The organism is Kribbella antiqua (genome assembly GCF_004345665.1).
GTDB lineage: Bacteria > Actinomycetota > Actinomycetes > Propionibacteriales > Kribbellaceae > Kribbella > Kribbella antiqua.
On sequence record NZ_SLWR01000009.1, the window covers coordinates 177,312 to 200,228 of the forward strand.

23 protein-coding genes are annotated in these 22,917 nt (G+C 69.2%); 15 read left to right on the top strand and 8 right to left on the bottom strand.

Translation table 11 applies throughout. From position 1 onward, the window contains the following. Positions 1–4 precede the first annotated feature (4 nt). Positions 5–808 carry a lysophospholipid acyltransferase family protein gene (locus tag EV646_RS25295; RefSeq protein ID WP_132152707.1) on the bottom strand — a complete coding sequence of 268 codons (804 nt, stop codon included), beginning with the start codon at positions 806–808 and terminating at the stop codon, positions 5–7. A gap of 166 nt (positions 809–974) precedes the next feature. On the opposite strand from EV646_RS25295, the gene EV646_RS25300 reads away from it, so the two are divergent. The 8 genes from EV646_RS25300 (at position 975) to proB (ending at position 10,620) form a co-directional block, all read left to right on the top strand. Next, entirely contained in the window at positions 975–1,790 is an 816-nt protein-coding gene (locus EV646_RS25300) for a hypothetical protein (RefSeq protein ID WP_241996315.1), read from the top strand. A 10-nt stretch (positions 1,791–1,800) separates the two neighbouring features. Then, positions 1,801–2,301, top strand: coding sequence for an anthrone oxygenase family protein (locus EV646_RS25305; protein ID WP_132152709.1), 501 nt, complete (start codon positions 1,801–1,803; stop codon positions 2,299–2,301). A gap of 367 nt (positions 2,302–2,668) precedes the next feature. Continuing rightward, on the top strand, positions 2,669–3,496 hold the full coding sequence (locus EV646_RS25310) for a TIGR03936 family radical SAM-associated protein (RefSeq protein ID WP_132152711.1): 828 nt from the start codon (positions 2,669–2,671) through the stop codon (positions 3,494–3,496). Positions 3,497–3,638: 142 nt separating this feature from the next. Further along, positions 3,639–7,070: an Rne/Rng family ribonuclease gene (locus EV646_RS25315; protein ID WP_199237181.1), complete on the top strand. Its 3,432-nt coding sequence runs from the start codon at positions 3,639–3,641 to the stop codon at positions 7,068–7,070. A 139-nt stretch (positions 7,071–7,209) separates the two neighbouring features. Next, a complete protein-coding gene (gene rplU, locus EV646_RS25320; RefSeq protein WP_132153148.1) occupies positions 7,210–7,527 on the top strand; it encodes a 50S ribosomal protein L21 in 318 nt (105 codons plus the stop codon). 11 nt (positions 7,528–7,538) lie between these two features. Further along, positions 7,539–7,799, top strand: coding sequence for a 50S ribosomal protein L27 (gene rpmA / locus EV646_RS25325; RefSeq protein ID WP_132152713.1), 261 nt, complete (start codon positions 7,539–7,541; stop codon positions 7,797–7,799). A 134-nt stretch (positions 7,800–7,933) separates the two neighbouring features. Then, positions 7,934–9,508: a GTPase ObgE gene (gene obgE, locus EV646_RS25330; RefSeq protein ID WP_199237182.1), complete on the top strand. Its 1,575-nt coding sequence runs from the start codon at positions 7,934–7,936 to the stop codon at positions 9,506–9,508. Next, positions 9,508–10,620, top strand: coding sequence for a glutamate 5-kinase (proB, locus tag EV646_RS25335; RefSeq protein ID WP_132152715.1), 1,113 nt, complete (start codon positions 9,508–9,510; stop codon positions 10,618–10,620). Before obgE ends, proB begins: the two co-directional genes overlap by 1 nt. On the opposite strand, the gene EV646_RS25340 is transcribed toward proB, so the two are convergent. The 4 genes from EV646_RS25340 to EV646_RS25355 are packed head-to-tail and all read right to left on the bottom strand — an operon-like array spanning position 10,617 to position 14,048. Further along, positions 10,617–11,006, bottom strand: coding sequence for a universal stress protein (locus EV646_RS25340; protein ID WP_132152717.1), 390 nt, complete (start codon positions 11,004–11,006; stop codon positions 10,617–10,619). The genes proB and EV646_RS25340 overlap by 4 nt on opposite strands. A gap of 2 nt (positions 11,007–11,008) precedes the next feature. Continuing rightward, a complete protein-coding gene (locus EV646_RS25345; protein ID WP_132152719.1) occupies positions 11,009–12,541 on the bottom strand; it encodes a tripartite tricarboxylate transporter permease in 1,533 nt (510 codons plus the stop codon). Further along, positions 12,541–13,044: a tripartite tricarboxylate transporter TctB family protein gene (locus tag EV646_RS25350; RefSeq protein ID WP_132152720.1), complete on the bottom strand. Its 504-nt coding sequence runs from the start codon at positions 13,042–13,044 to the stop codon at positions 12,541–12,543. The genes EV646_RS25345 and EV646_RS25350 overlap by 1 nt, the downstream gene beginning before the upstream one ends. Continuing rightward, positions 13,044–14,048 carry a Bug family tripartite tricarboxylate transporter substrate binding protein gene (locus EV646_RS25355; protein WP_241996316.1) on the bottom strand — a complete coding sequence of 335 codons (1,005 nt, stop codon included), beginning with the start codon at positions 14,046–14,048 and terminating at the stop codon, positions 13,044–13,046. Before EV646_RS25355 ends, EV646_RS25350 begins: the two co-directional genes overlap by 1 nt. Positions 14,049–14,197: 149 nt before the next feature. On the opposite strand from EV646_RS25355, the gene EV646_RS25360 reads away from it, so the two are divergent. Together EV646_RS25360 and EV646_RS25365 are read left to right on the top strand one after the other, a co-directional pair. Next, the gene (locus EV646_RS25360) at positions 14,198–15,814 is read left to right on the top strand and encodes a sensor histidine kinase (RefSeq protein ID WP_199237183.1); all 1,617 of its coding nucleotides are present in this window, start codon (positions 14,198–14,200) and stop codon (positions 15,812–15,814) included. Continuing rightward, positions 15,811–16,494, top strand: a complete 684-nt coding sequence (locus EV646_RS25365; protein ID WP_199237184.1) for a response regulator — start codon at positions 15,811–15,813, stop codon at positions 16,492–16,494. The genes EV646_RS25360 and EV646_RS25365 overlap by 4 nt, the downstream gene beginning before the upstream one ends. Here EV646_RS25365 and EV646_RS25370 read toward each other — a convergent pair. Further along, positions 16,491–17,147 (bottom strand): GntR family transcriptional regulator, encoded by a 657-nt coding sequence (locus tag EV646_RS25370; RefSeq protein ID WP_132152722.1) that lies wholly within the window; start codon positions 17,145–17,147, stop codon positions 16,491–16,493. The two genes, EV646_RS25365 and EV646_RS25370, sit on opposite strands and share 4 nt — an antisense overlap. A gap of 80 nt (positions 17,148–17,227) precedes the next feature. On the opposite strand from EV646_RS25370, the gene EV646_RS25375 reads away from it, so the two are divergent. The 5 genes from EV646_RS25375 to EV646_RS25395 are packed head-to-tail and all read left to right on the top strand — an operon-like array spanning position 17,228 to position 21,681. Beyond that, positions 17,228–18,295 carry an Ldh family oxidoreductase gene (locus EV646_RS25375; RefSeq protein ID WP_132152724.1) on the top strand — a complete coding sequence of 356 codons (1,068 nt, stop codon included), beginning with the start codon at positions 17,228–17,230 and terminating at the stop codon, positions 18,293–18,295. Then, a complete protein-coding gene (locus tag EV646_RS25380) occupies positions 18,292–18,600 on the top strand; it encodes a putative quinol monooxygenase (RefSeq protein ID WP_132152726.1) in 309 nt (102 codons plus the stop codon). Before EV646_RS25375 ends, EV646_RS25380 begins: the two co-directional genes overlap by 4 nt. After that, positions 18,597–19,013 (top strand): cupin domain-containing protein, encoded by a 417-nt coding sequence (locus EV646_RS25385; RefSeq protein ID WP_241996317.1) that lies wholly within the window; start codon positions 18,597–18,599, stop codon positions 19,011–19,013. The genes EV646_RS25380 and EV646_RS25385 overlap by 4 nt, the downstream gene beginning before the upstream one ends. Continuing rightward, positions 19,010–20,386, top strand: a complete 1,377-nt coding sequence (locus EV646_RS25390) for an aldehyde dehydrogenase family protein (protein WP_132152728.1) — start codon at positions 19,010–19,012, stop codon at positions 20,384–20,386. Before EV646_RS25385 ends, EV646_RS25390 begins: the two co-directional genes overlap by 4 nt. Positions 20,387–20,436: 50 nt before the next feature. Beyond that, on the top strand, positions 20,437–21,681 hold the full coding sequence (locus tag EV646_RS25395) for a glutamate-5-semialdehyde dehydrogenase (protein WP_132152730.1): 1,245 nt from the start codon (positions 20,437–20,439) through the stop codon (positions 21,679–21,681). Here the strand turns inward: EV646_RS25395 and EV646_RS25400 are convergent. Then, complete coding sequence (locus EV646_RS25400) at positions 21,666–22,301, bottom strand: 4'-phosphopantetheinyl transferase family protein (protein WP_132152732.1); 636 nt, start codon at positions 22,299–22,301, stop codon at positions 21,666–21,668. The two genes, EV646_RS25395 and EV646_RS25400, sit on opposite strands and share 16 nt — an antisense overlap. Continuing rightward, positions 22,298–22,858 carry a PadR family transcriptional regulator gene (locus EV646_RS25405; protein ID WP_132152734.1) on the bottom strand — a complete coding sequence of 187 codons (561 nt, stop codon included), beginning with the start codon at positions 22,856–22,858 and terminating at the stop codon, positions 22,298–22,300. Before EV646_RS25405 ends, EV646_RS25400 begins: the two co-directional genes overlap by 4 nt. Positions 22,859–22,917: the final 59 nt, after the last annotated feature.

Sequence of the window (22,917 nt, forward strand, 5' to 3'; positions counted from 1 at the left end):
CGGATCAGGTGTTCGTCTTGCGGACCTTCTTGGGTGCTCCGGTGACCGCGCGGCCCTCCAGCTGCTTGGCCTTGGTGGCGTACATGTCGATGTACTCCTGGCCGGACAGCTCCATGATCTTGTACATGATCTCGTCGGTGACGGCGCGCAGGATCAGCCGGTCGCTCTCCATCCCCTCGTACCGGGAGAAGTCCAGCGGCTCGCCGAACTTCACCGTCGGGGAGGCCATCGACGCGACCACCTTTCCGGGCGGGGCGATCACGTCGGTGCCGATCACGCCGCACGGGATCACCGGGACCTTCGCCTCCAGGGCGAGCCGGGCGACGCCGGTCCGGCCCTTGTACAGGCGGCCGTCGTGCGAGCGGGTGCCCTCGGGGTAGATGCCGAACAGCTCGCCGCGCTCGAGCACCTTCATCCCGGCTCGCATCGCGCCCTCGGACGCCGAGCCGCCGGACCGGTCGATCGGCACCTGGCCGGTGCCCTTGAAGAAGCCGCGCTGGAACCGGCCCTTGATCCCGGCGCCGGTGAAGTAGTCCGATTTCGCCACGAAGGTGACCCGCCGGCGGAGCACCAGCGGCATGAAGATCCAGTCGGCGTACGAGAGGTGGTTGCTGGCGATGATCGCCGGGCCCTCGGCGGGGATGTTCTCGGCGCCGACCACGTTCGGCCGGAAGATGCGCTTGACCGGCGGCCCGATCAGCACGTTCTTCAGCACCCAGTAGATGCCCTTGCCGTCGCCGTCACCGGCGTCATCCACTCCGGTCGCACGGTCCGGCTCGGGCCGCGGCGACTGCGCCGGTTCCGTCATCGATGTCCTTTCCTCACTGTTCCCCGACCCCTCATGATGCCGCACGACAGCCTGCTTGGCGCGCAGGTCGCCACGCGGAAGGTCCTGACACGGGTCTCGGTGAGTTCGTAAGCTGCTCACGGCAGTGTCGCCGTCCGCTGGGGGTGTGGTTTGTGAGGACCAAGCGATGGACGGCCCTGGTGGCGGTGATGGCAGCCGTGGCGGCGAGCTTCCCGGTTGCAGCCGGCCGGAGTACATCTACAACGACGCGTTCACGATGGGTCTCGCCGCGACGGACGACAGCGCCGGGTACGTCGTACCGGAGTTCAGGGTCGACGGGGACGGTTGGTACAACTACTACGGCTGGCCGACCGTCGCGTCCGCGCCGTTCCGGTTCACCGCTGAGGGGACCGAGATCGACCAGCTCGTCTACGGCAAGCTCGGCGTGCCGCGGGTGGTGCCGTGGGACGACGTACCACCGGGGTACGGGCGCCATCAGGTCGAGTACCGCGCCATCGATGCTTCCGGCAACATCGGGGCGCCGCGCCAGTTCGCCGTGACGTTGTTGCGTCCGGCCCCTACCTGTACGTCCACGATCACGGGTGTGCACGGCTCGCTGTTCCTGCGTTCCGGGGTCACCTGCCTGGTCGATGCCACGATCAACGGTCCTGTTCTGGTCGCCGCCGGGGCGTCGTTGGTTGCCTCTGACACCCGGTTCGTGGGCCCGGTTCGGGCGGATGGCGCCGCCGATCTCCAGTTGCTGCGGAGCACGGTCGGCGGCCCGCTGAGTATCGACGGGGTGAGCCGAAGCGTGGTAGTTGTCGGGACCACGGTCGATGGGCCGGTGTCCGTGACCCGCGCGCGTACGACGGAGGCCGCCGTACTGGCGGGGAATACGGTCGACGGGCCGTTGAGCTGCTCGGGCAACGCACCGGCGCCGGTGAACCTGCAGGCGCCGAACCAGGTGTCCGGACCACGGTCCAGCCAATGCGCCAAGTTGTAGGGGGACTGAGATGGACGGACTGCGGGTAGTGGCGCTGCTCCTGGCGACCGTGACGACCGGAATGATGGCCGGCGTGTACGCGATCTACACGAACGCGTTCATGCCGGGGCTTGCGAAGACCGACGACAAGACCTTCGTCGCCGCGTTCCAGGCGGTCGACCGGGCGATCCTCAACCCGCTCTTCCTCGGCCTCGGGTTCCTCGGCTCGCTGGTGTTCACGCTGCTCGCCGGCCTGTTCAGCCTGGGGGAGGCTGCTCTGGTCTGGATCGCGATCGCGTTCGTGCTCAACCTGATCACGGCGATCATCACGATGGCGGTCAACGTCCCGCTCAACGACGCGCTCAAGGCGGCCGGAGACCCCGACACCATCGACGTCGCCGCGGCCCGCGCCGCCTTCAACGAATCCCGCTGGCGCTCCTTCAACGCCGTGCGCGTCGCCCTCGACACGACCGCCTTCGTCGTCCTCGCCTGGTCCCTCTACCTCGCCGGTAAGTCCGCCGCCCACCCCTGACCCACGGGGATCCACCGCCATTTGGTGGGTTCACCCATCCGATGGTGGGTTCCCCCCTCGGATGCCAGCGGGGAACCCGCCATTTGACTGGTCAACCCATCAAATGTGGGCGGTTGGCCACGGCTCGAGAGCGGCCCGACCCTGAGCTCATCGAGTGGGGCAACCTTGTCGTCGGCAAGCCCTTTCCGGCGACGCGGCGCCCACACTCGACGCGGTGACTTCACTGGCGGGTCTCCTCGGGCATGGTGGCTTCACTCGCGGAGCGTTCGTCGGCGCACGGTGGCTTCGGTGGCGGGGAGTTCTGGGCGCGGTGGCTTCTGAGGGCTGGCGGGGCGGTCCGGCGGAATGGGCCTGAGAGAATGGGGTTGTGGCTCCTGTTCAAGCTCCTCCGTCGCAGCAGTTACCCGCCGTACAGAAGTTGCGGGTGCGGTTCGCCAAGCGGGGGCGGCTGCGATTCACCTCACACCGGGATTTCCAGCGAGCGTTTGAACGCGCTGTCCGACGGGCCGAGCTGCCGGTGGCGTTCTCGCACGGGTTCAGCCCGCACCCGAAGATCTCGTACGCCGGTGCCGCGCCGACCGGAGCCGCATCCGAGGCGGAGTATTTGGAGATTTCGCTCACACAGACCCGGGACGCCGAGCAGGTGCGGTCCGCCCTGGACGAGGCGCTGCCGCCGGGGCTGGACGTGCTCGAGGTGGTCGTCGCCGGGTCCGGCTCGCTGGCCGACCGGCTGGAGGCGAGCGAGTGGCTGATCGCGTTGCCAGGGGTGGATCCGGACCAGGCCGCCGGCGCGGTCGAGGCGTTCCTCGCCCGGGAGGAAATTCTGGTCGAGCGCATGACCAAACGCGGGCTTCGCTCGTTCGATTGTCGGGACGCCGTTCTGCGACTCGCGGTCGCGGACGAACCGGCGCCGGTTGCGACGTGTGCGATACTGCAAGTGGTGTTACGGCACGGAACCCCGGCCGTGAGACCCGACGACGTTCTCGCCGGTGTGCTCGAGGTAGCGGCGCTCCCGGTGACGGGCCCGGCTCTTCTGACCAGGCTCGCCCAGGGCCCGCTTATCGCGGCGACCGGCACGGTGGACGACCCGCTCGCTCGTGACCGCGACGCCACCCAGGCGACCGCGACCGGCCAGGCGGACGACCACCAGACGCATACAGCGGAGGGCGACGCCGCCGCTCCCTCCGAGCCCTGAGCACGGGCGGAGCGGATCCAGCAGGCTTCCGCCGCGCCGGCACCGATGCCGGAAGTGGCGAACCGTGACCGCTCGGCGGCCGCGCCGGACCCGTGACAGGGGTCGCAGGATGCGCCGCAGGGCTTGAGGAGAACCGCACCGCATGCTCGACAACGAGCCGACTACCGAAGCAGCCGAAACGGCTGCCACCGCCCAGGAGCAGCAGCCCGCCGCCCGCAAGACCGCGAAGAAGGCTGCCGCCAAGAAGACGACCACCACCCGCAAGCGCACGGCCAAGAAGGCCGCCGCTGCCGGTGACGGCGTCCCCACCGATGCCGTGCCGACGCAGTCGGACGGCGAGGCCGCCGACCCGGCGCCGGTGAAGAAGACCGCCAAGAAGGCGGTCGCCAAGAAGACGACCGCGGCCAAGACAGCCGCGAAGAAGGCGCCGGCGAAGCGTACGGCGAAGAAGGCCGCAGCCCAGGACGGGTTCCCGGAGCTGGCCGAGGCTGAGACCCCGGCCGATGGTGGGCCGGTCGTGGAGAGCGCTCCGGCGCCCGCGAAGAAGACCACCCGCAAGCGCACCACCAAGAAGGCCGCCGCCCAGGCCGACCTCCTCACCGAGGACACCCCGGTCACCGACGGCCCAGTCGCCGACGCAGCCGCGGCCGACGCCCCGGCGTCCGGCGACGCGGCAGGCAACTCGTCAGCCGGTGATCGAGCGCAGTCCGGCTCCACCCGCTCGCGCCGCACCCGCTCCCGCGGCCGTGGCGCCAACTCGGACGGAGGCTCCGCCACGTCCGCAGCCGCCGACGGCGCGACTGACGCCGACAGCGCAGCCGGAGTCGGCGACCGTACGACGGCAGCCGGTGGCCGGGCCGCCGCGCACGCTGGTGACGACGCGGCCCAGGCCGATGACAGCCGTGCGAGCGCCCGCGGCCGCGCCGCGCAGGCCGTCGAGAGCGTGACAGGAGCCGGTGGCGGCGCTGCTGCGGAGGGTGACGGCGAGGCGCCTCAGCGGCGTACGCGGCGTCGGGCTCCGGTTGCCGCTCCGGTGCTGTTCCAGGCGCCGACGGCCGACGTACCGGAGAAGGCTCCGAAGCAGGCCGCGGCGACCAGCCCGGTCGAGGCGACGCCGGAGACCGACGAGGCGACCCCAGAAGCTGAGCCGGGCGCCGACGAGCAGCCGACGACCACACGCCGCCGCCGGAACCGGCGGGGCCGCGACACCGAGAGCCGGGACGCCGAAGAGGCGACCGCGGCTGAGCCGGTGGTCGAGGCGGCCGAGGGCACCACCGAGGACGAGGACGGCGACAGCGCGCAGTCCGAGGACGGCGAGGAAGGTGGCGAGGGCACCCGCCGTCGCCGTCGCCGCCGCGGTGGCCGTCGCCGCCGCAAGTCCGGTGACGCCGAGAACGGCGACGACAGCACCGACGAGCACTCCGACGACGACGAGAACGACGAGCAGGAGACCGGCGACCAGACCGCCGAGGGCTCCGACGACGACCAGGCCGAGGCTGAGGCCGACGACGAGGCCGAGGGCGCGGGTTCGTCGACCCGGCGCCGCCGGCGTCGCCGTCGCCGTAAGGGCGAGGACAGCGCTTCGGCGCCCGACGACCCGGACGAGACCGTCGTACGGGTGCGGGAGCCGCGCAGCAAGAACACCGCCAACGAGGTCACCGCGATCGAGGGCTCGACCCGGCTGGAGGCGAAGAAGCAGCGCCGCCGCGAGGGTCGCGCCGCCGGCCGCCGCCGTGCGCCGATCGTGACCGAGGCCGAGTTCCTGGCCCGGCGCGAGTCGGTCGAGCGGACCATGGTGATCCGCGCCCGCGGCGACCTGACCCAGATCGCCGTCTCCGAGGACAACGTCCTGGTCGAGCACTACGTCGCCCAGGAGGAGCAGGTCTCGCTGATCGGCAACGTGTACCTCGGCCGGGTGCAGAACGTGTTGCCCAGCATGGAGGCCGCGTTCATCGACATCGGCAAGGGCCGCAACGCCGTCCTGTACGCCGGTGAGGTCGACTGGGCCACGCTCGGCGGGTCCAACGGCTCGCGCAAGATCGAGCAGGTGCTCAAGTCCGGCCAGTCGGTCCTGGTCCAGGTGACCAAGGACCCGATCGGCCACAAGGGCGCCCGGCTGACCAACCAGATCAGCCTGCCCGGCCGGTACGTCGTCTACGTCCCGCGCGGCGGCAACGGCGGCATCAGCCGCAAGCTGCCCGACACCGAGCGGAACCGGCTGAAGGGCATCCTCAAGGACATCGTCCCGGACGAGGCCGGCGTGATTGTCCGGACCGCGGCCGAGGGCGCGACCGAAGAGGAACTGACCGCCGACGTCAGCCGGCTGCAGCGGTACTGGGACGACATCGACAAGAAGTCGAAGAACGGCCAGTCCCCGCAATTGCTGCACGGCGAGCCCGATCTGCTCATCCGGGTGGTCCGCGACCTGTTCACCGAGGACTTCACCAAGCTGGTGATCTCCGGTGACGACGCGTACGACCAGGTCCGCGAGTACGTCTCCGACGTCGCCCCGCACCTGGCCGACCGGGTGGAGAAGTGGAATGGCGACGGTGACGTCTTCGCGAACTTCCGGATCGACGAGCAGATCAAGAAGGCGCTGGACCGCAAGGTCTGGCTGCCGTCGGGTGGTTCGCTGGTCATCGACCGGACCGAGGCGATGACGGTCGTCGACGTCAACACCGGCAAGTTCACCGGCTCCGGCGGCAACCTCGAGGAGACCGTCACCAAGAACAACCTGGAGGCGGCCGAGGAGATCGTCCGGCAGCTCCGGCTCCGCGACATCGGCGGCATCATCGTGATCGACTTCATCGACATGGTGCTGGAGTCGAACCGGGACCTGGTGCTGCGCCGGCTGGTCGAGTGCCTGGGCCGGGACCGGACCAAGCACCAGGTGGCCGAGGTCACCTCGCTCGGCCTGGTCCAGATGACCCGGAAGCGGATCGGCACCGGCCTGCTCGAGGCGTTCAGCGAGAACTGCGACCACTGCGGTGGCCGCGGGCTGATCCTGCACGACGAGCCCAAGGAATCGCGCCGCCGGGACAGCCGCAACGGCAACGGCCAGGAGCAGAAGCCGGCCGCCGACGAGGGTACGGCGGCCAAGAAGACCTCCCGTCGCCGCGGCCGGGGCAAGGGCCGCGCCGAGGAAGAGCAGACCGAGCCGGAGGCCCCGCAGCACAAGGACGCCGCCCTGAAGGTCGCCCAGATCGCCGCAGCTTCCGCTCTGGCGGATACGAAGAAGTCGGACGAGCCCGCAGGTGACTCCGGTACGGCGGAAGCCGGCGGCGGTACGGCGGGAGCCGAGGCAGGTACGGCGGAGCCGACGGGTTACCCGGTGGCGGCGGAGGCCGACCAGCCGGGGAGCCCGGAGGCGACCGGGTTCCCGGACGGCGGTGCCGCGGCCGGTCAGGCGACGTCCGTCGTACTCGAAGGAACCGAGACTGCGGCGGCCGAGCAGAACGGGACTGCCAAGAACGGCACGACCCGGCGGCGGCGCAGTCGACGCAAGAGTGACGCAGGCGACAACGGGACTGGTGAGGCGGCTGAGGCTGCTGAGCTGGTCACGAGCGCCAATTGACCCGGTTTGACCCGTCTGTGAGCGGACCCGTAAACTTGAGCGTCGGCGCGCCTTCCGCGTGCCATGTTTGTGTGGGCCGCTAGCAGGTCTGTGCAGGCCCCCGTTAGAACTTCCGAACCAGCAGAGAGTGAGATCCACGGTGTACGCGATCGTGCGCAGTGGCGGCACCCAGCAGAAGGTCGCCGTCGGCGATGTCATCGAGATCGACAGCCTGACGGACCAGGTCGGCGAGACGGTTTCGCTGCCCGCAGTCCTCGTCGTCGATGGCGACACCGTGACGACCGACGCCGCCGCGCTGGCCAAGGTGGCTGTGTCGGCCGAGGTCCTGGGCCGCACCAAGGGCCCCAAGATCAACATCCTCAAGTACAAGAACAAGACCGGTTACCGTAAGCGCCAGGGGCACCGTCAGCACTACACCCAGGTCAAGGTCACCGCGATCGACGCCAAGAAGAAGTGAGCTGATCAGAAATGGCACACAAAAAGGGAGCAGCGTCGACCCGTAACGGTCGCGACTCCAACGCGCAGCGGCTCGGCGTGAAGCGGTACGGCGGCCAGCTGGTCAACGCCGGCGAGATCATCGTCCGCCAGCGTGGCACCCACTTCCACCCGGGCAACCTGGTCGGCCGTGGCGGCGACGACACCCTGTTCGCGCTGGCCGAGGGCACGGTGGAGTTCGGCACCCGGCGCGGTCGCCGCGTCGTCAACATCGTCCCGGCCCCGGCGGAGTAACACCGCCACCCGGACGTATTTCAAGCTCTGTCGAAGGGCGGGTCGCGGAATACCGCGGGCCCGCCCTTCAGCTATGTAAGAGGCACAGGCTTTCTGTGCCGGACAGCAACTCCTGCAGGAAGTAGAGAACACCGATGGCGATTCCCAGCTTTGTCGATCGGGTCACGGTGCATGTTGCCGCGGGCCGCGGCGGAAACGGGTGCGCTTCGGTGCACCGGGAGAAGTTCAAGCCGCTCGGCGGCCCGGACGGTGGTAACGGCGGCGACGGCGGCAGCGTGATCCTCCGCGTCGACCCCGACACCACCACCCTCGTCGACTACCACCGCTCCAGCCACCGCACCGCCACGAACGGTGCCCAGGGCAAGGGTGACCACCAGGCCGGCAGCAACGGCGCGGACGTCGTCCTGCCCGTCCCGGACGGCACCGTCGTCAGTACGACGGATGGCGTCGTACTCGCGGATCTCGTCGGAACCGGAGCCGAGTTCGTCGCAGCGCAAGGCGGCAAGGGCGGGCTCGGGAACGCCGCGCTGGCCAGCAACTCGCGGAAGGCGCCCGGGTTCGCGCTGCTCGGTGAGGACGGTGACGAGCGGACTCTAGTCCTCGAGCTCAAGGTGGTCGCCGACATCGGCCTGGTCGGATTCCCGAGCGCCGGCAAGTCGTCGCTGGTCGCATCGATCAGCCGCGCCCGGCCGAAGATCGCGGACTACCCCTTCACCACCCTGATCCCGAACCTTGGCGTCGTCGTCGCCGGTGACACGACGTTCACCGTGGCCGACGTACCCGGCCTGATCGAGGGCGCGAGCGAGGGACGTGGGCTCGGCCACGACTTCCTGCGGCACGTCGAGCGGTGTGCGGCGCTCGTCCACGTCATCGACTGTGCGACGTACGAGCCGGGTCGCGACCCGCTCAGCGACCTCGACACGATCGAGGCCGAGCTGCAGGCCCACGGCGGGCTGGAGGACCGGCCGCGATTGGTTGCCCTGAACAAGATCGACGTACCGGACGCCCGGGAGATCGCGCAGATGGTGCAGGCCGAGCTGGAACAGCGCGGGCTGCGGGTATTCCCGATCTCCACCGCTTCGCACGAAGGGCTGGAAGCCTTGAAGTTCGCGATGGCGGAGATCGTCGTACGGCGTCGGGCGGAGGCGGAGAAGCCCGACACCACGCGGATCGTGATCCGGCCGCAGGTGCAGGGCGGGCCGGAGTTCAAGGTGAAGAAGCTGCCGGACGACGGCGGCTGGCTGGTGCAGGGCGAGAAGCCCGAGCGCTGGGTCAAGCAGACCGACTTCGCGAACGCGGAGGCGACCGGCTACCTGGCCGACCGGCTGAACCGGCTCGGCGTGGAGAAGGAACTGCTCGAGCTGGGCGCGATGGAGGGCGACGCGGTCGTCATCGGCGACGGGCCGAACGCGATCGTGTTCGACTTCGCGCCCGAGGTCCAGGCCGGCGCCGAGATCCTGGCCCGGCGCGGCGAGGACCACCGGCTGGAGGAGGCCCGGCCGGCTGCTCAGCGCCGCAAGCTGAAGGACACCGAGTACCACGCCCACAAGACGGATCGCTCCGAGTACAAGCAGGGCTGGATCGAGGACGAGGTGGATCTGTCCCCGGCCGAGGCGAGGAGAGCGGCGGAGAAGGCGGAGAAGCTGGCGCGCAAGGACGCGCGCGAGCTCGAAGCGTCGGAGTTGGAAGCCACAGATCAGGACGTCTGATGAAGCTTCGCGCGGAGGCCGTGAAGGCCACGCGAATCGTGGTGAAGATCGGCTCGTCGTCGCTGACCCACCGCGGCAAGATCGACCATGACCGGCTCCGGCTGCTCGTCGACGCCATCGCGGCCCGGCGGGTGGAAGGGACCGAGGTCGTGCTCGTCTCGTCCGGTGCGATCGCGGCCGGCCTGGCTCCGATGGGTCTCCGTTCGCGACCGCGTGATCTGGCGACGCAGCAGGCGGCCGCGTCGGTCGGGCAGGGTCTGCTCATGGCCCGCTACAGCGATGCCTTCGCCGCGCACGGCCTGCGCGTCGGCCAGGTGCTCCTGACCGTCGACGACGTGACCCGCCGAAGCCACTACCGCAACGCCTACCGGACGTTCGCGCGGCTGCTCGAGCTGGGCGTCGTACCGATCGTCAACGAGAACGACACGGTCGCCACCACCGAGATCCGCTTCGGCGACAACGATCGCCTGGCCGCGCTGACCAGCCACCTCGTGCACGCCGATCTGCTGCTCCTGCTGTCGGATGTCGATGGCCTGTACGACGGGGATCCGCGCAAGCCCGGTACGTCGATGGTCGCCGACGTCCGGGGTCCGGCGGACCTGGAACCGCTGCGGATCGGACGGACCGGCTCGTCCGGCGTCGGCACCGGCGGCATGCAGACGAAGGTCGAGGCGGCCGCAATCGCCACCGAGGCAGGGATTCCGGTCGTCCTCACCTCGGCCGCGCGCGTCGGCGAAGCTCTTCGCGGTCAACCCGTCGGCACTCTCTTCCACCCCACCGGCCGCCGCCGCAAGACCCGCTTGCTCTGGCTCGCCCACGCGACCTCGGGCCAAGGCCGGCTCTGGCTCGACGATGGCGCCGTACGGGCGGTGACAGAGCGCCGTACGTCGCTCCTCCCGGCCGGTATCTCGAAGGTCGAGGGAACCTTCTCGGCCGGCGATCCCGTCGACCTGGTGTCACCCGAGGGTGTCGTCGTCGCACGGGGCCTGGTGAACTACGACGCCACCGAACTCCCTGACCTGCTGGGCCGATCGACCCGCGATCTGGCCAGGGAGCTCGGAGCGGCGTACGAGCGTGAGGTCGTCCACCGCGACGACCTGGTCCTGCTTTAGGGCTTCACGGCCAGGACCGGGCAGTCGGCTTGGAGCAGGATGGTTTGGGCCTGGCTGCCCAGGAGGAGCTTGCCGACCGGGGTACGGCGGCGGAGACCGATGACGATCAGCTCGGCGTTGAGTTCGTGCGCCAGTTTGAGGATCTGGTCGCCGGCGTCCTTGCTGTCGACGAGCTGGGTCAACTCATGCTCGACACCGGAATCGGCCAGGCGGTGCTCGACCGACTCCCACTCCGAGCCGGACGCGAACCGCTTGTCGACCAGTGACTCGCCGCGGCTGGAGTTCACCACCACGAGCCGCTGCTTGCGGAGCTTGGCCTCCTCGATCGCGCCCTCCAGCGCCGCGGCGCCCTCGGCGGTCGGTACGTAGCCGACGATGATCGCCACGATCAGTCTCCTGTCTTCTCAGCATGCTGGAGTACGTCGTTGTCCTTCGGCCTCCGGCGGTTGCGGATCCAGCCGACCAGTGGCGGAACCACCAGCACCAGCAGGATGACGACGTACACGGCCTTGGAGAACCAGGTGTTGTAGAGCCCGCTGACCTCGCCGTCGCTGATCTGCAGGGCACGCCGCATCTGCTCCTCGGCGGTCGGGCCGAGGATGATGCCGATGATCGCCGGCACCACCGGCAGGCCGTACCTGCGCATCGCGAAGCCGAGGCCGCCCAGGACGAGCAGCAGCCACAGGTCGAAGGTGGACAGGTTCGCGGCGTACGCGCCGATGCTGGCGAAGAACAGGATGCCGGCGTACAGGTACGGCCGGGGGATCCGCAGCAGCTTGGCCCACATCGGCGCCAGCGGCAGGTTCAGCGCGAGCAGGATCGCGTTGCCGATGAACAGGCTGGCCACCAGGCCCCAGACCAGCTCGGGCTGCGTCTGCAGCAACCGCGGCCCGGGCTGGATGCCGTACCCCTGGAAGGCGCCGAGCATCACCGCGGCGGTCGCGGTGGTCGGGATCCCCAACGTGAGCAGGGGAACCAGACCGCCCGCGGCCGACGCGTTGTTCGTCGCCTCGGGACCGGCGACGCCCTCGATCGCACCCTTGCCGAACTCCTCGGGGTGCTTGGTCAGCTTCTTCTCGGTGACATACGACAGGAACGTCGGGATCTCGGCGCCGCCGGCCGGAATCGCGCCGAAGGGGAAACCGATCACGGTCCCGCGCAGCCAGGGTTTCCAGGACCGTCGCCAGTCCTCGCGATTCATCCGCGCGGCGCCGACCGGGATGATCTCGGCCGGGGTACGCCGCAGGTGGGCAGCGATCCACAGTGCCTCGCCGACGGCGAACAGGCCGACCGCGACCACGACGACATCGATGCCGTCGGCAAGTTCCGGGATGCCGAGGGTGAGCCGCTGCTGGCCGGAGGTCGGGTCGATCCCGATCAGGCCGATCAGCAGCCCGATCGCGAGCGCGGCCAGGCCGCGGACCTTCGACGAGCCGAGCACGGTGGTGACCGCGATGAACGCCAGCACCATCACCGCGAAGTAGTCCGGTGCGCCCATCTTGATGGCCAGCTTGACCACGGCGGGTGCCAGCAGCGCCAGGCCGAGCGTGCCGATCGTGCCGGCCACGAACGATCCGATCGCCGCCGTGGCCAGCGCCGCGGCGGCTCGGCCTCTCCGGGCCATCTTGTTGCCTTCGATCGCGGTGACCACCGAGGCGCTTTCCCCTGGTGTGTTCAGCAGGATCGAGGTGGTCGAACCGCCGTACATGCCGCCGTAGTAGATGCCGGCGAACATGATGAAGGCCTGGGTCGGCTCGAGCGAGTACGTCAGCGGCAGCAGCAGCGCGATCGTCATCGCCGGACCGATCCCGGGCAGTACGCCGATCGCCGTACCGAGCAGGACGCCGAGGAAGGCGTACAGCAGGTTGGTCGGGTGGGCCGCGGTGGCGAAGCCGTTCAGCAGCTCGGTGAACGCGTTCATCAGAGGATCCCCTTGAGGATGCCGACCGGCAGGGCGATGCCCAGGGCGAGGTTGAACAGGTACCAGCTGCCGACCGACAACACGATCGAGATGATCGCGTTGCGGATCAGATGCCGGCTGCCCAGGGCGAAGGCGGTGCCGAAGAACAACACCGCCCCGGAGATCGGCCAGCCGAGCCGGTCGATCAGCAGGATGTTGGCCAGGAACGCCGCGGCCAGCAGACCAAGGGTCTTCCAGTCGCTGCCGTGACCGAGATCGACATCTTCGCCGGCCTCCTGTTCGCCCCTGCCACCGCGCAGTACGTCGATCGCCAGCAGGACCGCGGTCAGGATCAGCAGCCCGCCGACGACCAGCGGGATCGTCTTCGCGTCGATCGGCCCCGGGCTCTGCTGCTCGGTGAGCCGCAGCGCGTCGACCACGGCCCAGCCGCCGAGGACGAGGAGCAGGAGGGCCACTCCGAGCTCGGAGCGGCCCTGCTTCACGCTTGTGGACGGGGTGCTCATCAGGCCACGAGACCCAGTTCTCGCAGCACGCCGGCGACCCTGTCGTTCTCGCTGTCGAGGAACGACTTGAACTCGTCACCGGTCTGGAACGCGTCGGCCCAGCCCTGATCGGCCAGCGTCTGCTTCCACTGCGGTGAGTCGTGCATCTTCGTCAGCAGCTCGACGAACTGCTTCTTCTTCTCGTCGGACAGCTCCGGCGGCGCGACGATGCCACGCCAGTTGGTGAAGACCAGGTCGACGCCGAGGCTCTTCAGCGTCGGTGCGTCGACGCCCTCGACCGGCTTGTCGGTGGTCACCGCGAGGATCTTCACGTCACCGCTCTTGGCCTGCTCGGCGACCTCGCCGATCCCGGTCGCCGCGAAGGCGATCTTCTTGCCCAGCACCGCGGTGAGCAGTTCGCCGCCGCCGTCGTACGGCACGTAGTTGACGCTCTTCGGCTCGACGCCGACCGCCTTCGCCAGCAGCATCGGGGTCAGGTGGTCCGGGCCGCCCTTGTTCGAGGCGCCACCGACCGGCACCTTGCCGGGATCGGCCTTCCACGCGGCCACCAACTGGTCCAGGCTGGTGTACGGCGAGCCCTTCGGTACGACGATCGCCTCGGCCTCCTCGATCAGCTTGGCGATCGGGACGGTGTCCTGCAGGGTCGCCTTCGACTTGTTGGTGTAGACGGCCCCGACGACGCCGAGTCCCATCTGCATCAGGATGTCTTCCTTGCCCTTCTCGTTCACCAGTCGCTGCAGGCCGACGGTGCCGCCGGCGCCCGCGGTGTTGAACACCTCGACCGTGTCGGTCAGCTTGGCGTCCTGCATCGCCTTCGCGGCGGCCCGAGCCGTGGTGTCGTAGCCGCTGCCCGGGGAGTTCGGGACAAGGATGCGCAGGCCCTTCACCGGGCCGCTGTCGGTTCCGCCGGAGGTGTTGTCGTCGGCACTGACGCCGCAGCCGGTGGCCGCGACGGCGAGCGCCATGACGGCGGTGATGCTGGTGAACCACGTCCGTGCTTTCACGGCGGTCTCCTTGGTCTGCAGGGGTCCAGTCGCCGTCAGCGTGCCGCGCGCGCGGTGGCGGTGTCACCGTTACGCACGCAAACTCCGTTGTGTTCATTGTGCTCACGCCAAAGATGGCGCGATCCGGCCCGTCCGAGCACAATCGAGCCGTGAAACCGAGGTGGCCGGCGTTGCTGGGCCGGCGTCGCTGGACGCTGGCCGGCCGGATGCTGGCCATGCAGTTGCTGATCGTGTTCGTCGTACTGGTCGGCGTCGCCGCCGTCTCATTGGCGCAGTCCAATGCACGCTTCCACGAAACCGAGGGCAAGCGGGCCCGCGAGGTCGCCGAGCGGCTGGCCGTCACGTCCGGCGTACGGGGCGCGGCCGCCTCGAACGGCACCGCCTTGGTCGGCCAGGCGCAGTCCCAGGTGGAGGCCGGCCGCACTTTGTCCGGTTCGACGTACATCGTGGTGGCGTTGCGGGACCGGCGAATCATCGTCTCCTCCGATCCGTTGCCGAAGAACTCGGTCCTGCGGGTGCAGGCGACGGACGCGTTCCTCGGCCGCTCCTGGGTGGGGCAGGACGAGGCGACGGGCGCTGCCCTCGCGATGGCACCGATCCTCAACGAGAACACCGGAGCGACGGATGGCGTCGTGGCAGTCGGCCGGCAGTACCCCTCGGTGCTGGCCAACTTCCAGGAGGCCCTGCCCAACCTGCTCACGTACCTCGGCATCGCGAGCCTACTCGGCGTACTGGGGTCGTTGCTGTTGGCAAGAACGGTGAAACGGCAGACCCTCGGCTTGGAGCCGCGGGAGATCACCGGGCTGGTGGAGCAGCGGGAAGCTCTGCTGCACGGCATCAAGGAAGGCGTCCTGGCGGTCGATCTCCAGCGGCGGATCACCATGGTGAACGACGAAGCGGCGCATCTGCTGGGGATTCCGCTGGCGTCGGCCGGACGGGCGCTGCGCGAGGTGGACGACACCGGCCGGCTGCTGGAGATCTTCGACGGGCCGGATCCGGCCACCGACCAGATCCTGCCGCTGCACGGCCGCGTCCTCACGCTGAGCCGGATGCCGGTCCGCAGCCACGGCCGGCAGATCGGCTGGGTCGCGACCTTCCGCGACCGGACCGAACTGCTGGAGCTGCAACGTGAGCTCGATCTGACCCGCAACACGACCGACACATTGCGTGCACAGGCACATGAGTTCAGCAACCGGATGCACATCGTCAGCGGGCTCGTCGACCTGGGCGAGTACGACGAGGTGCTGCGCTACATCCGGCAGGTGACCGCTGACCAGACCGAGCTGACTGCCGGCGTCACGGCCCGGGTGGCTGACCCGGCCGTCGCCGCCCTGCTGATCGCGAAGTCGTCGCAGGCTGTCGAGCGTGGCGTCACCTTCGAGATCGAGCCGGGCAGCCTGCTCCCGCGGTTGGACGAGCGGCTCGCGACCGATGTCTCGACCGTCCTCGGCAACCTGGTCGACAACGCGCTCGACGCGGCCGCGGGAGCGCCGGATCCGTTCGTCGCCGTCGAGGTGCTCGAGCGCGCGGGTGCGGTCCGGATTCAGGTCCGGGACTCCGGGCCCGGCGTCGACAGTGCGATGCAGCATCGGGTCTTCGCGCATGGCTTCAGTACGAAGAACAGCGAGTCCGGCGATCACGGGATCGGGCTTGCGCTGGTCCGGGTGATCTGCCGCAAGCGCGGGGGCGATGTCACTGTGCACAACGATGCGGGGGCCGTGTTCGTGGCGACTTTGCCGATGCTCGCTCCGGTGGTGCGGACATGATTCACGTCCTGGTCGTCGACGACGACTTCATGGTGGCGCGGCTGCACTCGAGCGTGGTCTCCCGGCAGCCTGGGTTCGAAGTGGTCGGTGCCGCCCGCAACGGTGCCGAGGCGTTGGCCGCCGTACGCTCCTTGCGGCCGGACCTGGTCCTGCTCGACATCCATCTGCCGGACATGAGCGGTCTGGAGGTACTGCGGCGGTTCCGCGAGTCGGCGGCCGACTATCCGGTCGACGTCATCGTCATCAGTGCCGCGCGTGATCTGGACAGCCTCCGTACGGCGTTGCGCGGCGGCGTGTTCCAGTACTTGGTCAAGCCCTTCGAGATCGAGTCGCTCCGCAGCAGGCTGAAGGAGTACGCCGAGCACCGGGCCGAGCTCCAGCGCCTGACCGACGTCGACCAGGCGGAGGTCGACCGCGTGTTCCGTGCGCAGGGGAGCCGGGGTGCGGTGGCCGCGCCCAAGGGGATCAGTCCGGAAACGACCGATCTCGTGGTCCAGGCACTCGGCGATGCTCCGGACGACGGGATGTCCGCCAGCGACTGCGCGGAGGTGACTGGACTCTCCCGCAGCAGCACCCGCCGCTACCTCGAACACCTGGTCACCATCGGCCGCGCCGAGATGCGTCCCCGGTACGGCGTCGCCGGCCGGCCCGAGCGTCGATACCGGCTCGTCCGGCGCTAGGGGAGCCGTTCGCCGATCGCTGCGAGGGCTGTATCGCGAGCCGTCAGGGCGTGGGCCTCGGCGAGTTCACGAGCCCGGGCGGCGTCGCGGCCGATCAACGCGTCGAGGATGCCGCGGTGCTCCTCCAACGCGGCGGACCTGCGCAGCTGCGACTGGTTCGTGAAGGCCCGGTACCGCGCCATCTGACCGTCGACCTGCTGGTGCAGCCTGGCCGCCCACCCGTGCGCGGCGATCTCGGCGATCGCGAGATGGAAGTCGTGCCCGGCGGTCATGGCGTCCTCGGCGAACTCGACCAGCCGCTCGTTCCGCGCCACCAGCCGGGTGAGCGTCTCCGCTGCCGGATCGGTCATCCGCTCGGCCGCCTCCGCGGTCAGCAGCCCCTCCAGCGCCGCCCGGACCGTGTAGAGCTCGTCGATCTCCTCGGCCGACAGGGACCGCACGACCATCCCGCCGGTCGGCAGCTGATCCACCAGGTCCTCGGCCAGCAACAGCCGGAGGGCCTCGCGCAGTGGAGTGCGGCTCACCTGCAGTTGCTGGGAAAGCTCCGGCTCGAACAGCCGCCGGCCCGGTGGCAGCTCGAGCGACAGGATCTGCCGCTTCAGCTCGGCGTACACGACCTGTCCGCCGGAGGCGCGCCGCAGTTTGTCCGTCATCTGGCCTCTCCCTTTGCACACTTGTATACAAGTATGCTTCATTGGTGTCATCCCTGCAAACCGTCAGATTGGAGCAGCGGATGGCATCTGCCCAGCGGATCCGCCCGGAGGCGCTGCTGTCCTTCGCTGAGGCCGTGCTGCGCGCGGAGGGCGTGCCCGAGCCCGATGCACACCTCCTGGCCGACACCTTGGTGACCGCCGAGCTCTGGGGGCATGCGTCCCACGGCATGCTCCGGCTGCCGTGGTACGTCGCCCGCCTCCGTAGCGGCGCAATGGAACGGGTCACCCGGATCGAGCGCGTCCGCGACACCGGTGCGCTGCTGGTGCTCGACGGCGGCAACGGCATCGGTCAGGTGATCACCGGCCAGGCGATCTCGCTGGGCGTCGACCGCGCTCGCGAGTACGGCGTGAGCGCGATCGGCGTCCGGAATTCGGGTCATTTCGGCACCGCGGCGTACTTCACCCGCAAGGCGGCCGATCAGGGGTGCGTCGCCTTCCTGTGCACGAACGCCAGTCCCGCGATGGCACCGTGGGGCGGCCGGCGCAAGAGCATCGGCACGAATCCCTGGTCCATCGCGGCTCCGGCCGGCCGGCACGGGACAGTGGTGATGGACCTGGCCAACACAGCCGTCGCCCGCGGCAAGGTTTATCTCGCGGCGGAGCGCGGGACCGCGATCCCCGAGGGCTGGGCCGCCGACGCCGCCGGCAACCCGACCACCGACCCGCGCCAGGCGATCGAGGGCCTGATCCTGCCCATGGCTGGGCCGAAGGGCTACGTGATCTCGTTCATGTTCGACGTCCTCGCCGGCGTGCTGACCGGCAGCGCCTTCGGTGCCGACGTCGCCGGGCCTTATCAGCCGGACGCGCCCAGCGGGGCCGGGCATTTGCTGCTCACCATCGACGTCGCCGCGATGGGCGACCCAGCGTCGTACGCCCAACGTGTCGAAGCCCTGGTCGACGCGACCCGATCGGCCGAGACCGCCGCCTGGGCGGACCGGATCCTCGTCCCGGGCGAGCTGGAGGACCAGAACCTCGCCGATCACGCCGTCACCGGTATCACCCTGACCGCCACCACCTGGTCCGGCCTGGTCACGCTCGGCGCCGAGACCCAGGTCGACCTGCCACCCACGGAGGAACTCGTCGCATGATCAGCCTCACCGTCTCGCTCCAGGTGATCCCTGGACATCTCGGCGACTTCGTCGAGGCGATCCGGACCAACGCCGAACGCTCGTACCACGACGAGCCGGGCTGCCGGTACTTCGACGTCAGCCAGGACGAGGCTGACGACCACCACTTCACCCTGTACGAGCTGTACACCGACGAGGCCGCTGTCGAGGCGCATCGATCGGCCCCGCACTTCAAGGTCTGGCGTGAAGCCGTGGCCGAGCACGTCGTACCCGGCAGCCAGATCAACACCCTGGCCAGCCGTCTCTTCCACTTTGAGGGCAAATGATGAACCTGCTGATCCGTCCCGGCGAGATCGTGCCGTTCGACCGCGGCAACGGCGTTGTCACCCTGCCGTACGTCGGCCGCTGGAACTCCGAGACCAACCGCATCACCACCGGGCAGACCGTCTTCGCCCCGGGCACCGGCCTTCCCCTGCACAGTCACAACGTGGAGGAATCGGTCCTGATCCTCGAAGGCGACGCCGTCGCGGAGATCGACGGCGAGCGGTTCGATCTGGTCGCGGGCGACGCGACCTGGGTTCCGGCCGGCGTGCCGCACCGGTTCCTCAACCGCGGCACCACGCCGATGCGGATCTACTGGGTGTACGGCGGTCGCGACGTCACCCGGACCATGACCGAGACGGGCGAGACCGTCGAGCACCTGTCAGAGAACGACCGTGGCGGATTGAGCGCCCGATGATCACCACGGTCAATCCCACCGACGGAACCACGCCGGCGACGTACGACGCGATGACTTTGCAGCAGCTCGAGCAGGTCGTCGCACAAGCTGCGCAAGCTGCTGCCGAATGGGGATCTGTGCCGGTTGGCGAGCGACTGGAGGCGTTGACCCGGCTGGCTTCTGAGCTCCGGGCTTCTGCCGATGGGCTTGCCGCTCTGATCACGGCCGAGATGGGCAAGCCGATCCGCGAGGCCGAGGGCGAGATCGAGAAGTCCGCCGTCACCGCCGAGTACTACGCCGCGAACGGCGCGGCGATCCTCGCCGACGAGCAGGTCATGGTCGATGGTGCGAAGGCGTGGGTGTCGTACGAGCCGATCGGGTTGGTGCTCGCGGTGATGCCGTGGAACTTCCCGGTCTGGCAGGTGTTGCGGTTCGCCGTACCGACGCTTGCCGCTGGCAACGGAGTGCTGCTGAAGCACTCGCCGAACGTGACCGGGTCCGCGCTGGCGATCGAGCAGTTGTTCAGGCGCGCTGGATTCCCTGAGCACTTGGTTCGCACGGTGGTCGTGGAGGAGCCGGACGTGCCGGCGACCATCGAGCGGCTGATCGCGGATGACCGGATCGCGGCCGTCACGTTGACCGGCAGCAATCGCGCGGGCGCCGCGGTCGGAGCGGCCGCCGGGCGGGCGTCGAAGAAGTCCGTACTCGAGCTGGGTGGTTCGGACGCGTTCGTCGTACTCGCGGACGCAGACGTCGAGGCGGCTGCCGCGGCGGCGGTCCGGGCGCGCTTCACGAACTCCGGTCAGAGTTGCGTGTGTGCGAAGCGGTTCATCGTCGAGGCCGAGGTGGCCGACGAGTTCATCGATCGGTTCGTTACCGGCGTCAAGGGCTTGGTGGTGGGGGATCCCACCGATCGTGCGGTCGCGGTCGGGCCGCTGGCCCGCGACGACCTGCGGGTCGCCCTTCAGCGGCAGGTGGATTCATCACTTGCGGCCGGTGCGGTCTTGGCGATTGGCGGCGGGAGCATCGCGGGACCTGGGTACTTCTTCGAGCCGACGGTTCTGACCGGGACCGCTCCGGGGATGCCGGTGTTCGACGAGGAGACGTTCGGGCCGGTCGCCGCAGTGGCTGTGGCTAACGGTCCTGCGCACGCGGCCGAACTGGCCGGCGCCACGCCGTACGGGCTGGGGGTGAGCGTCTGGACTCGCGATGCTTCTCGAGGCGTCGAGCTGGCGCGGCGGGTCACCTCGGGGGCCGCCTTCATCAACGCTGTTGTCGCCTCCGACCCGCGGCTGCCTTTCGGCGGGACGAAGCGGAGTGGCTACGGCCGGGAGCTGGCCGCTGCCGGGCTTCGCGAGTTCACGAATACCCGCACCTACTGGGTCGCCGGCTGAGGGTGAGACGGCTGGGTGGGGCTGCGAGGGAGCGCCCTACGATAGGGAAGGTGAGCGAGATCATCGAGCTGGCCCGGCGGGCGCGTGAAGCGTCCTACGCGCTGGCGGAGGCTTCCCGGGCGACCAAGGACGCGGCGCTGCACGCGATGGCGGCGGCGTTGCGGGCCGACACCGACGCGATCGTCGCGGCGAACGCGAAGGACGTGGCGGCCGCGCGGGAAGCCGGTACGCCGGAGTCGACCGTGGACCGGCTGGCGTTGGACGCGGGCCGGGTGGACGCGATGGCCGCCGGTCTCGAGCAGTTGGCCGGGCTGACCGACCCTGTCGGTGAGGTGGTGCGTGGGTACACGCTGCCGAACGGGCTCGAGCTTCGTCAGGTCCGCGTGCCGTTCGGCGTGGTCGGGATCATCTACGAGGCTCGCCCGAACGTGACCGCCGACGCGGCCGGTATCTGCCTGAAGTCGGGCAACGCCGTGCTGCTGCGTGGCTCGTCGTCGGCCGCTTCCTCCAACGAGGCGATCATCGCCGTACTGCGGGATGCGGCAGCGTCGGCCGGGTTGCCGGCGGATGTGGTGCAGGGGGTGCCGACGGAGCGCGCCGCGGTGAAGGAGCTGATGCAGGCGCGCGGGCTGGTCGACGTACTGATTCCGCGCGGTGGTGCCGGGCTGATCCAGACCGTGGTCAGCGAGTCGACGGTGCCGGTGATCGAGACCGGGGTCGGCAACTGTCACGTCTACGTGGACGAGGACGCGGATCTCGAGCTGGCGTTGACGATCCTGCTCAACGCGAAGACCCAGCGGCCGAGTGTCTGCAACGCGGCCGAATCACTGCTGGTGCATTCGTCCGTCGCTTCCGAGTTCTTGGGTGTCGCGTTGCCGGCCCTGGCGGAGGCTGGTGTGACGGTGCACGGTGACCCGGCTGTGGTTGCCGCTGGCAAGGATATTGTTGCCGCGACGGACGAGGACTTCGGGGCCGAGTACAGCTCGCTCGATCTCTCGGCAGCCGTGGTCGACTCGCTCGAGGCCGCGGTGCAGCACATCCGGCGCTACAGCTCCGGGCACACCGACGCGATCATCACCCGCTCACAGTCCGCGGCCCGGCGCTTTGTACAGGCGGTCGACTCGGCCGCGGTCGTCGTCAACGCTTCGACGCGATTCACCGACGGCGGTGAGTTCGGCTTCGGCGCCGAGATCGGCATCTCCACCCAGAAGCTGCACGCCCGCGGCCCGATGGGCCTACCGGAGATGACGTCGACCAAGTACGTCGTCACCGGCGAGGGTCAAATCAGGACCTGAGCAGCGTCCTTCGCCAGTACGACGAGCGGCTCAGCGGCCATCACGGCCAGAGCCGCCACGTACTCGGTGTCGGTTTCCAGATCCACCAGCTGAAACCCAGCCGGTGGACCTGTGATTGTCCGCAGATCCGTGCGCAGCCCATCCCCGGTCGCCTTCACGACCGCCTCTTTGCGCGTCCAGTACGTCGTGAATGCGCGCGCTCTGTCGTCGGATTTGGCGAGCGTTGCGATCTCCTCGTCCGCGAGGCTCAACCTCGCGAGCCCGTCCACATCGATGCCCAGATCAACCTTCTCCACATCGAGCCCGACCGGGTGATCGCTGACCGCGACACCGACCAGCTCCCCCGAATGCGTCACTGACAGCTCGGCACCGTCGACCCGCACCTTGCCGTGCGGCTTGCCACAGTCGGCACAGGTTCTCGTGAGCTCGATGCTTGCTGCCGGCAACGACAACCGGGCTGCGAGCAACCGTCGTACGATTGTGCACCCCAACAGGAATCGCGCCTTGTCGTCGTCCCGCACGTAGGCCGCGAGGCGTTGCCGTTCGACCGCATCAAGATCGGCGGCGAACTCATCGCGTACCTGACCGATCCGCCCCCACCACACCTCGACCTCGGTCATACCGGTCCGGGTGTCCAAGTCAGTGAGCCCTCTTGTAGATCGTCGACAATCGACGCGATCCATGCCACCTCGGCCTCGGCGACCGCCTTCTGATACTCGGTCTCGAGCAGCGCCCAACGGGGAACCCCATCGCTCTTCAACTCCGCGTCGAAGTCGGCGATCCGTCGCTGCAGCCGTTCCCGCCGTTCCTGCAGAAGTTCGCCAGCGGTCTCCGGCGTCAGCAGCATCACGAACGACAGCGCCGCCGGGAACTCGGGGAACTCGTTGCGCGGCGTGGTCAGGATGTCCGCCAGCCACTCGCGGCAGACGGTCCGGCCGGCGTCGGTCAGGTGGTACGTCGTCCGTTCGGGGTAGCGCTCGTCCCGCTCGGTCGCGGCGACGCCGATCAGGCCGGCTTCCTCCAGCCGGACGATCATCCGGTAGAGGCTGGTCCGCTGGCCGACGTTCACGACCTGGTCCTTGCCCCACTGCTTGATCAACCGCTGGATCCCGTACGGGTGCAGCGGCCCGTTCTCCAGCAGGCCGAGGATCGCGAGCGCCAAGGGGGAGCGGTTCATGCTCGCAAGCTTAGGTGTTGCAGATACTAGTTGCAATGCAACTAGATCACGTGTAACTA

Excerpts from the sequence above, each read along its gene's own strand:
- EV646_RS25405 (WP_132152734.1), bottom strand. The coding sequence starts at position 22,858 with ATGAACCGCTCCCCCTTGGCGCTCGCGATCCTCGGCCTGCTGGAGAAC.
- EV646_RS25400 (WP_132152732.1), bottom strand. The coding sequence starts at position 22,301 with ATGACCGAGGTCGAGGTGTGGTGGGGGCGGATCGGTCAGGTACGCGAT.
- EV646_RS25300 (WP_241996315.1), top strand. The coding sequence starts at position 975 with ATGGACGGCCCTGGTGGCGGTGATGGCAGCCGTGGCGGCGAGCTTCCC.
- proB (WP_132152715.1), top strand. The coding sequence starts at position 9,508 with ATGAAGCTTCGCGCGGAGGCCGTGAAGGCCACGCGAATCGTGGTGAAG.
- EV646_RS25375 (WP_132152724.1), top strand. The coding sequence starts at position 17,228 with ATGGCATCTGCCCAGCGGATCCGCCCGGAGGCGCTGCTGTCCTTCGCT.
- EV646_RS25350 (WP_132152720.1), bottom strand. The coding sequence starts at position 13,044 with ATGAGCACCCCGTCCACAAGCGTGAAGCAGGGCCGCTCCGAGCTCGGA.
- EV646_RS25295 (WP_132152707.1), bottom strand. The coding sequence starts at position 808 with ATGACGGAACCGGCGCAGTCGCCGCGGCCCGAGCCGGACCGTGCGACC.
- EV646_RS25345 (WP_132152719.1), bottom strand. The coding sequence starts at position 12,541 with ATGAACGCGTTCACCGAGCTGCTGAACGGCTTCGCCACCGCGGCCCAC.
- EV646_RS25390 (WP_132152728.1), top strand. The coding sequence starts at position 19,010 with ATGATCACCACGGTCAATCCCACCGACGGAACCACGCCGGCGACGTAC.
- EV646_RS25305 (WP_132152709.1), top strand. The coding sequence starts at position 1,801 with ATGGACGGACTGCGGGTAGTGGCGCTGCTCCTGGCGACCGTGACGACC.
- EV646_RS25315 (WP_199237181.1), top strand. The coding sequence starts at position 3,639 with ATGCTCGACAACGAGCCGACTACCGAAGCAGCCGAAACGGCTGCCACC.
- rpmA (WP_132152713.1), top strand. The coding sequence starts at position 7,539 with ATGGCACACAAAAAGGGAGCAGCGTCGACCCGTAACGGTCGCGACTCC.
- EV646_RS25370 (WP_132152722.1), bottom strand. The coding sequence starts at position 17,147 with ATGACGGACAAACTGCGGCGCGCCTCCGGCGGACAGGTCGTGTACGCC.
- EV646_RS25385 (WP_241996317.1), top strand. The coding sequence starts at position 18,597 with ATGATGAACCTGCTGATCCGTCCCGGCGAGATCGTGCCGTTCGACCGC.
- EV646_RS25380 (WP_132152726.1), top strand. The coding sequence starts at position 18,292 with ATGATCAGCCTCACCGTCTCGCTCCAGGTGATCCCTGGACATCTCGGC.
- obgE (WP_199237182.1), top strand. The coding sequence starts at position 7,934 with ATGGCGATTCCCAGCTTTGTCGATCGGGTCACGGTGCATGTTGCCGCG.
- EV646_RS25365 (WP_199237184.1), top strand. The coding sequence starts at position 15,811 with ATGATTCACGTCCTGGTCGTCGACGACGACTTCATGGTGGCGCGGCTG.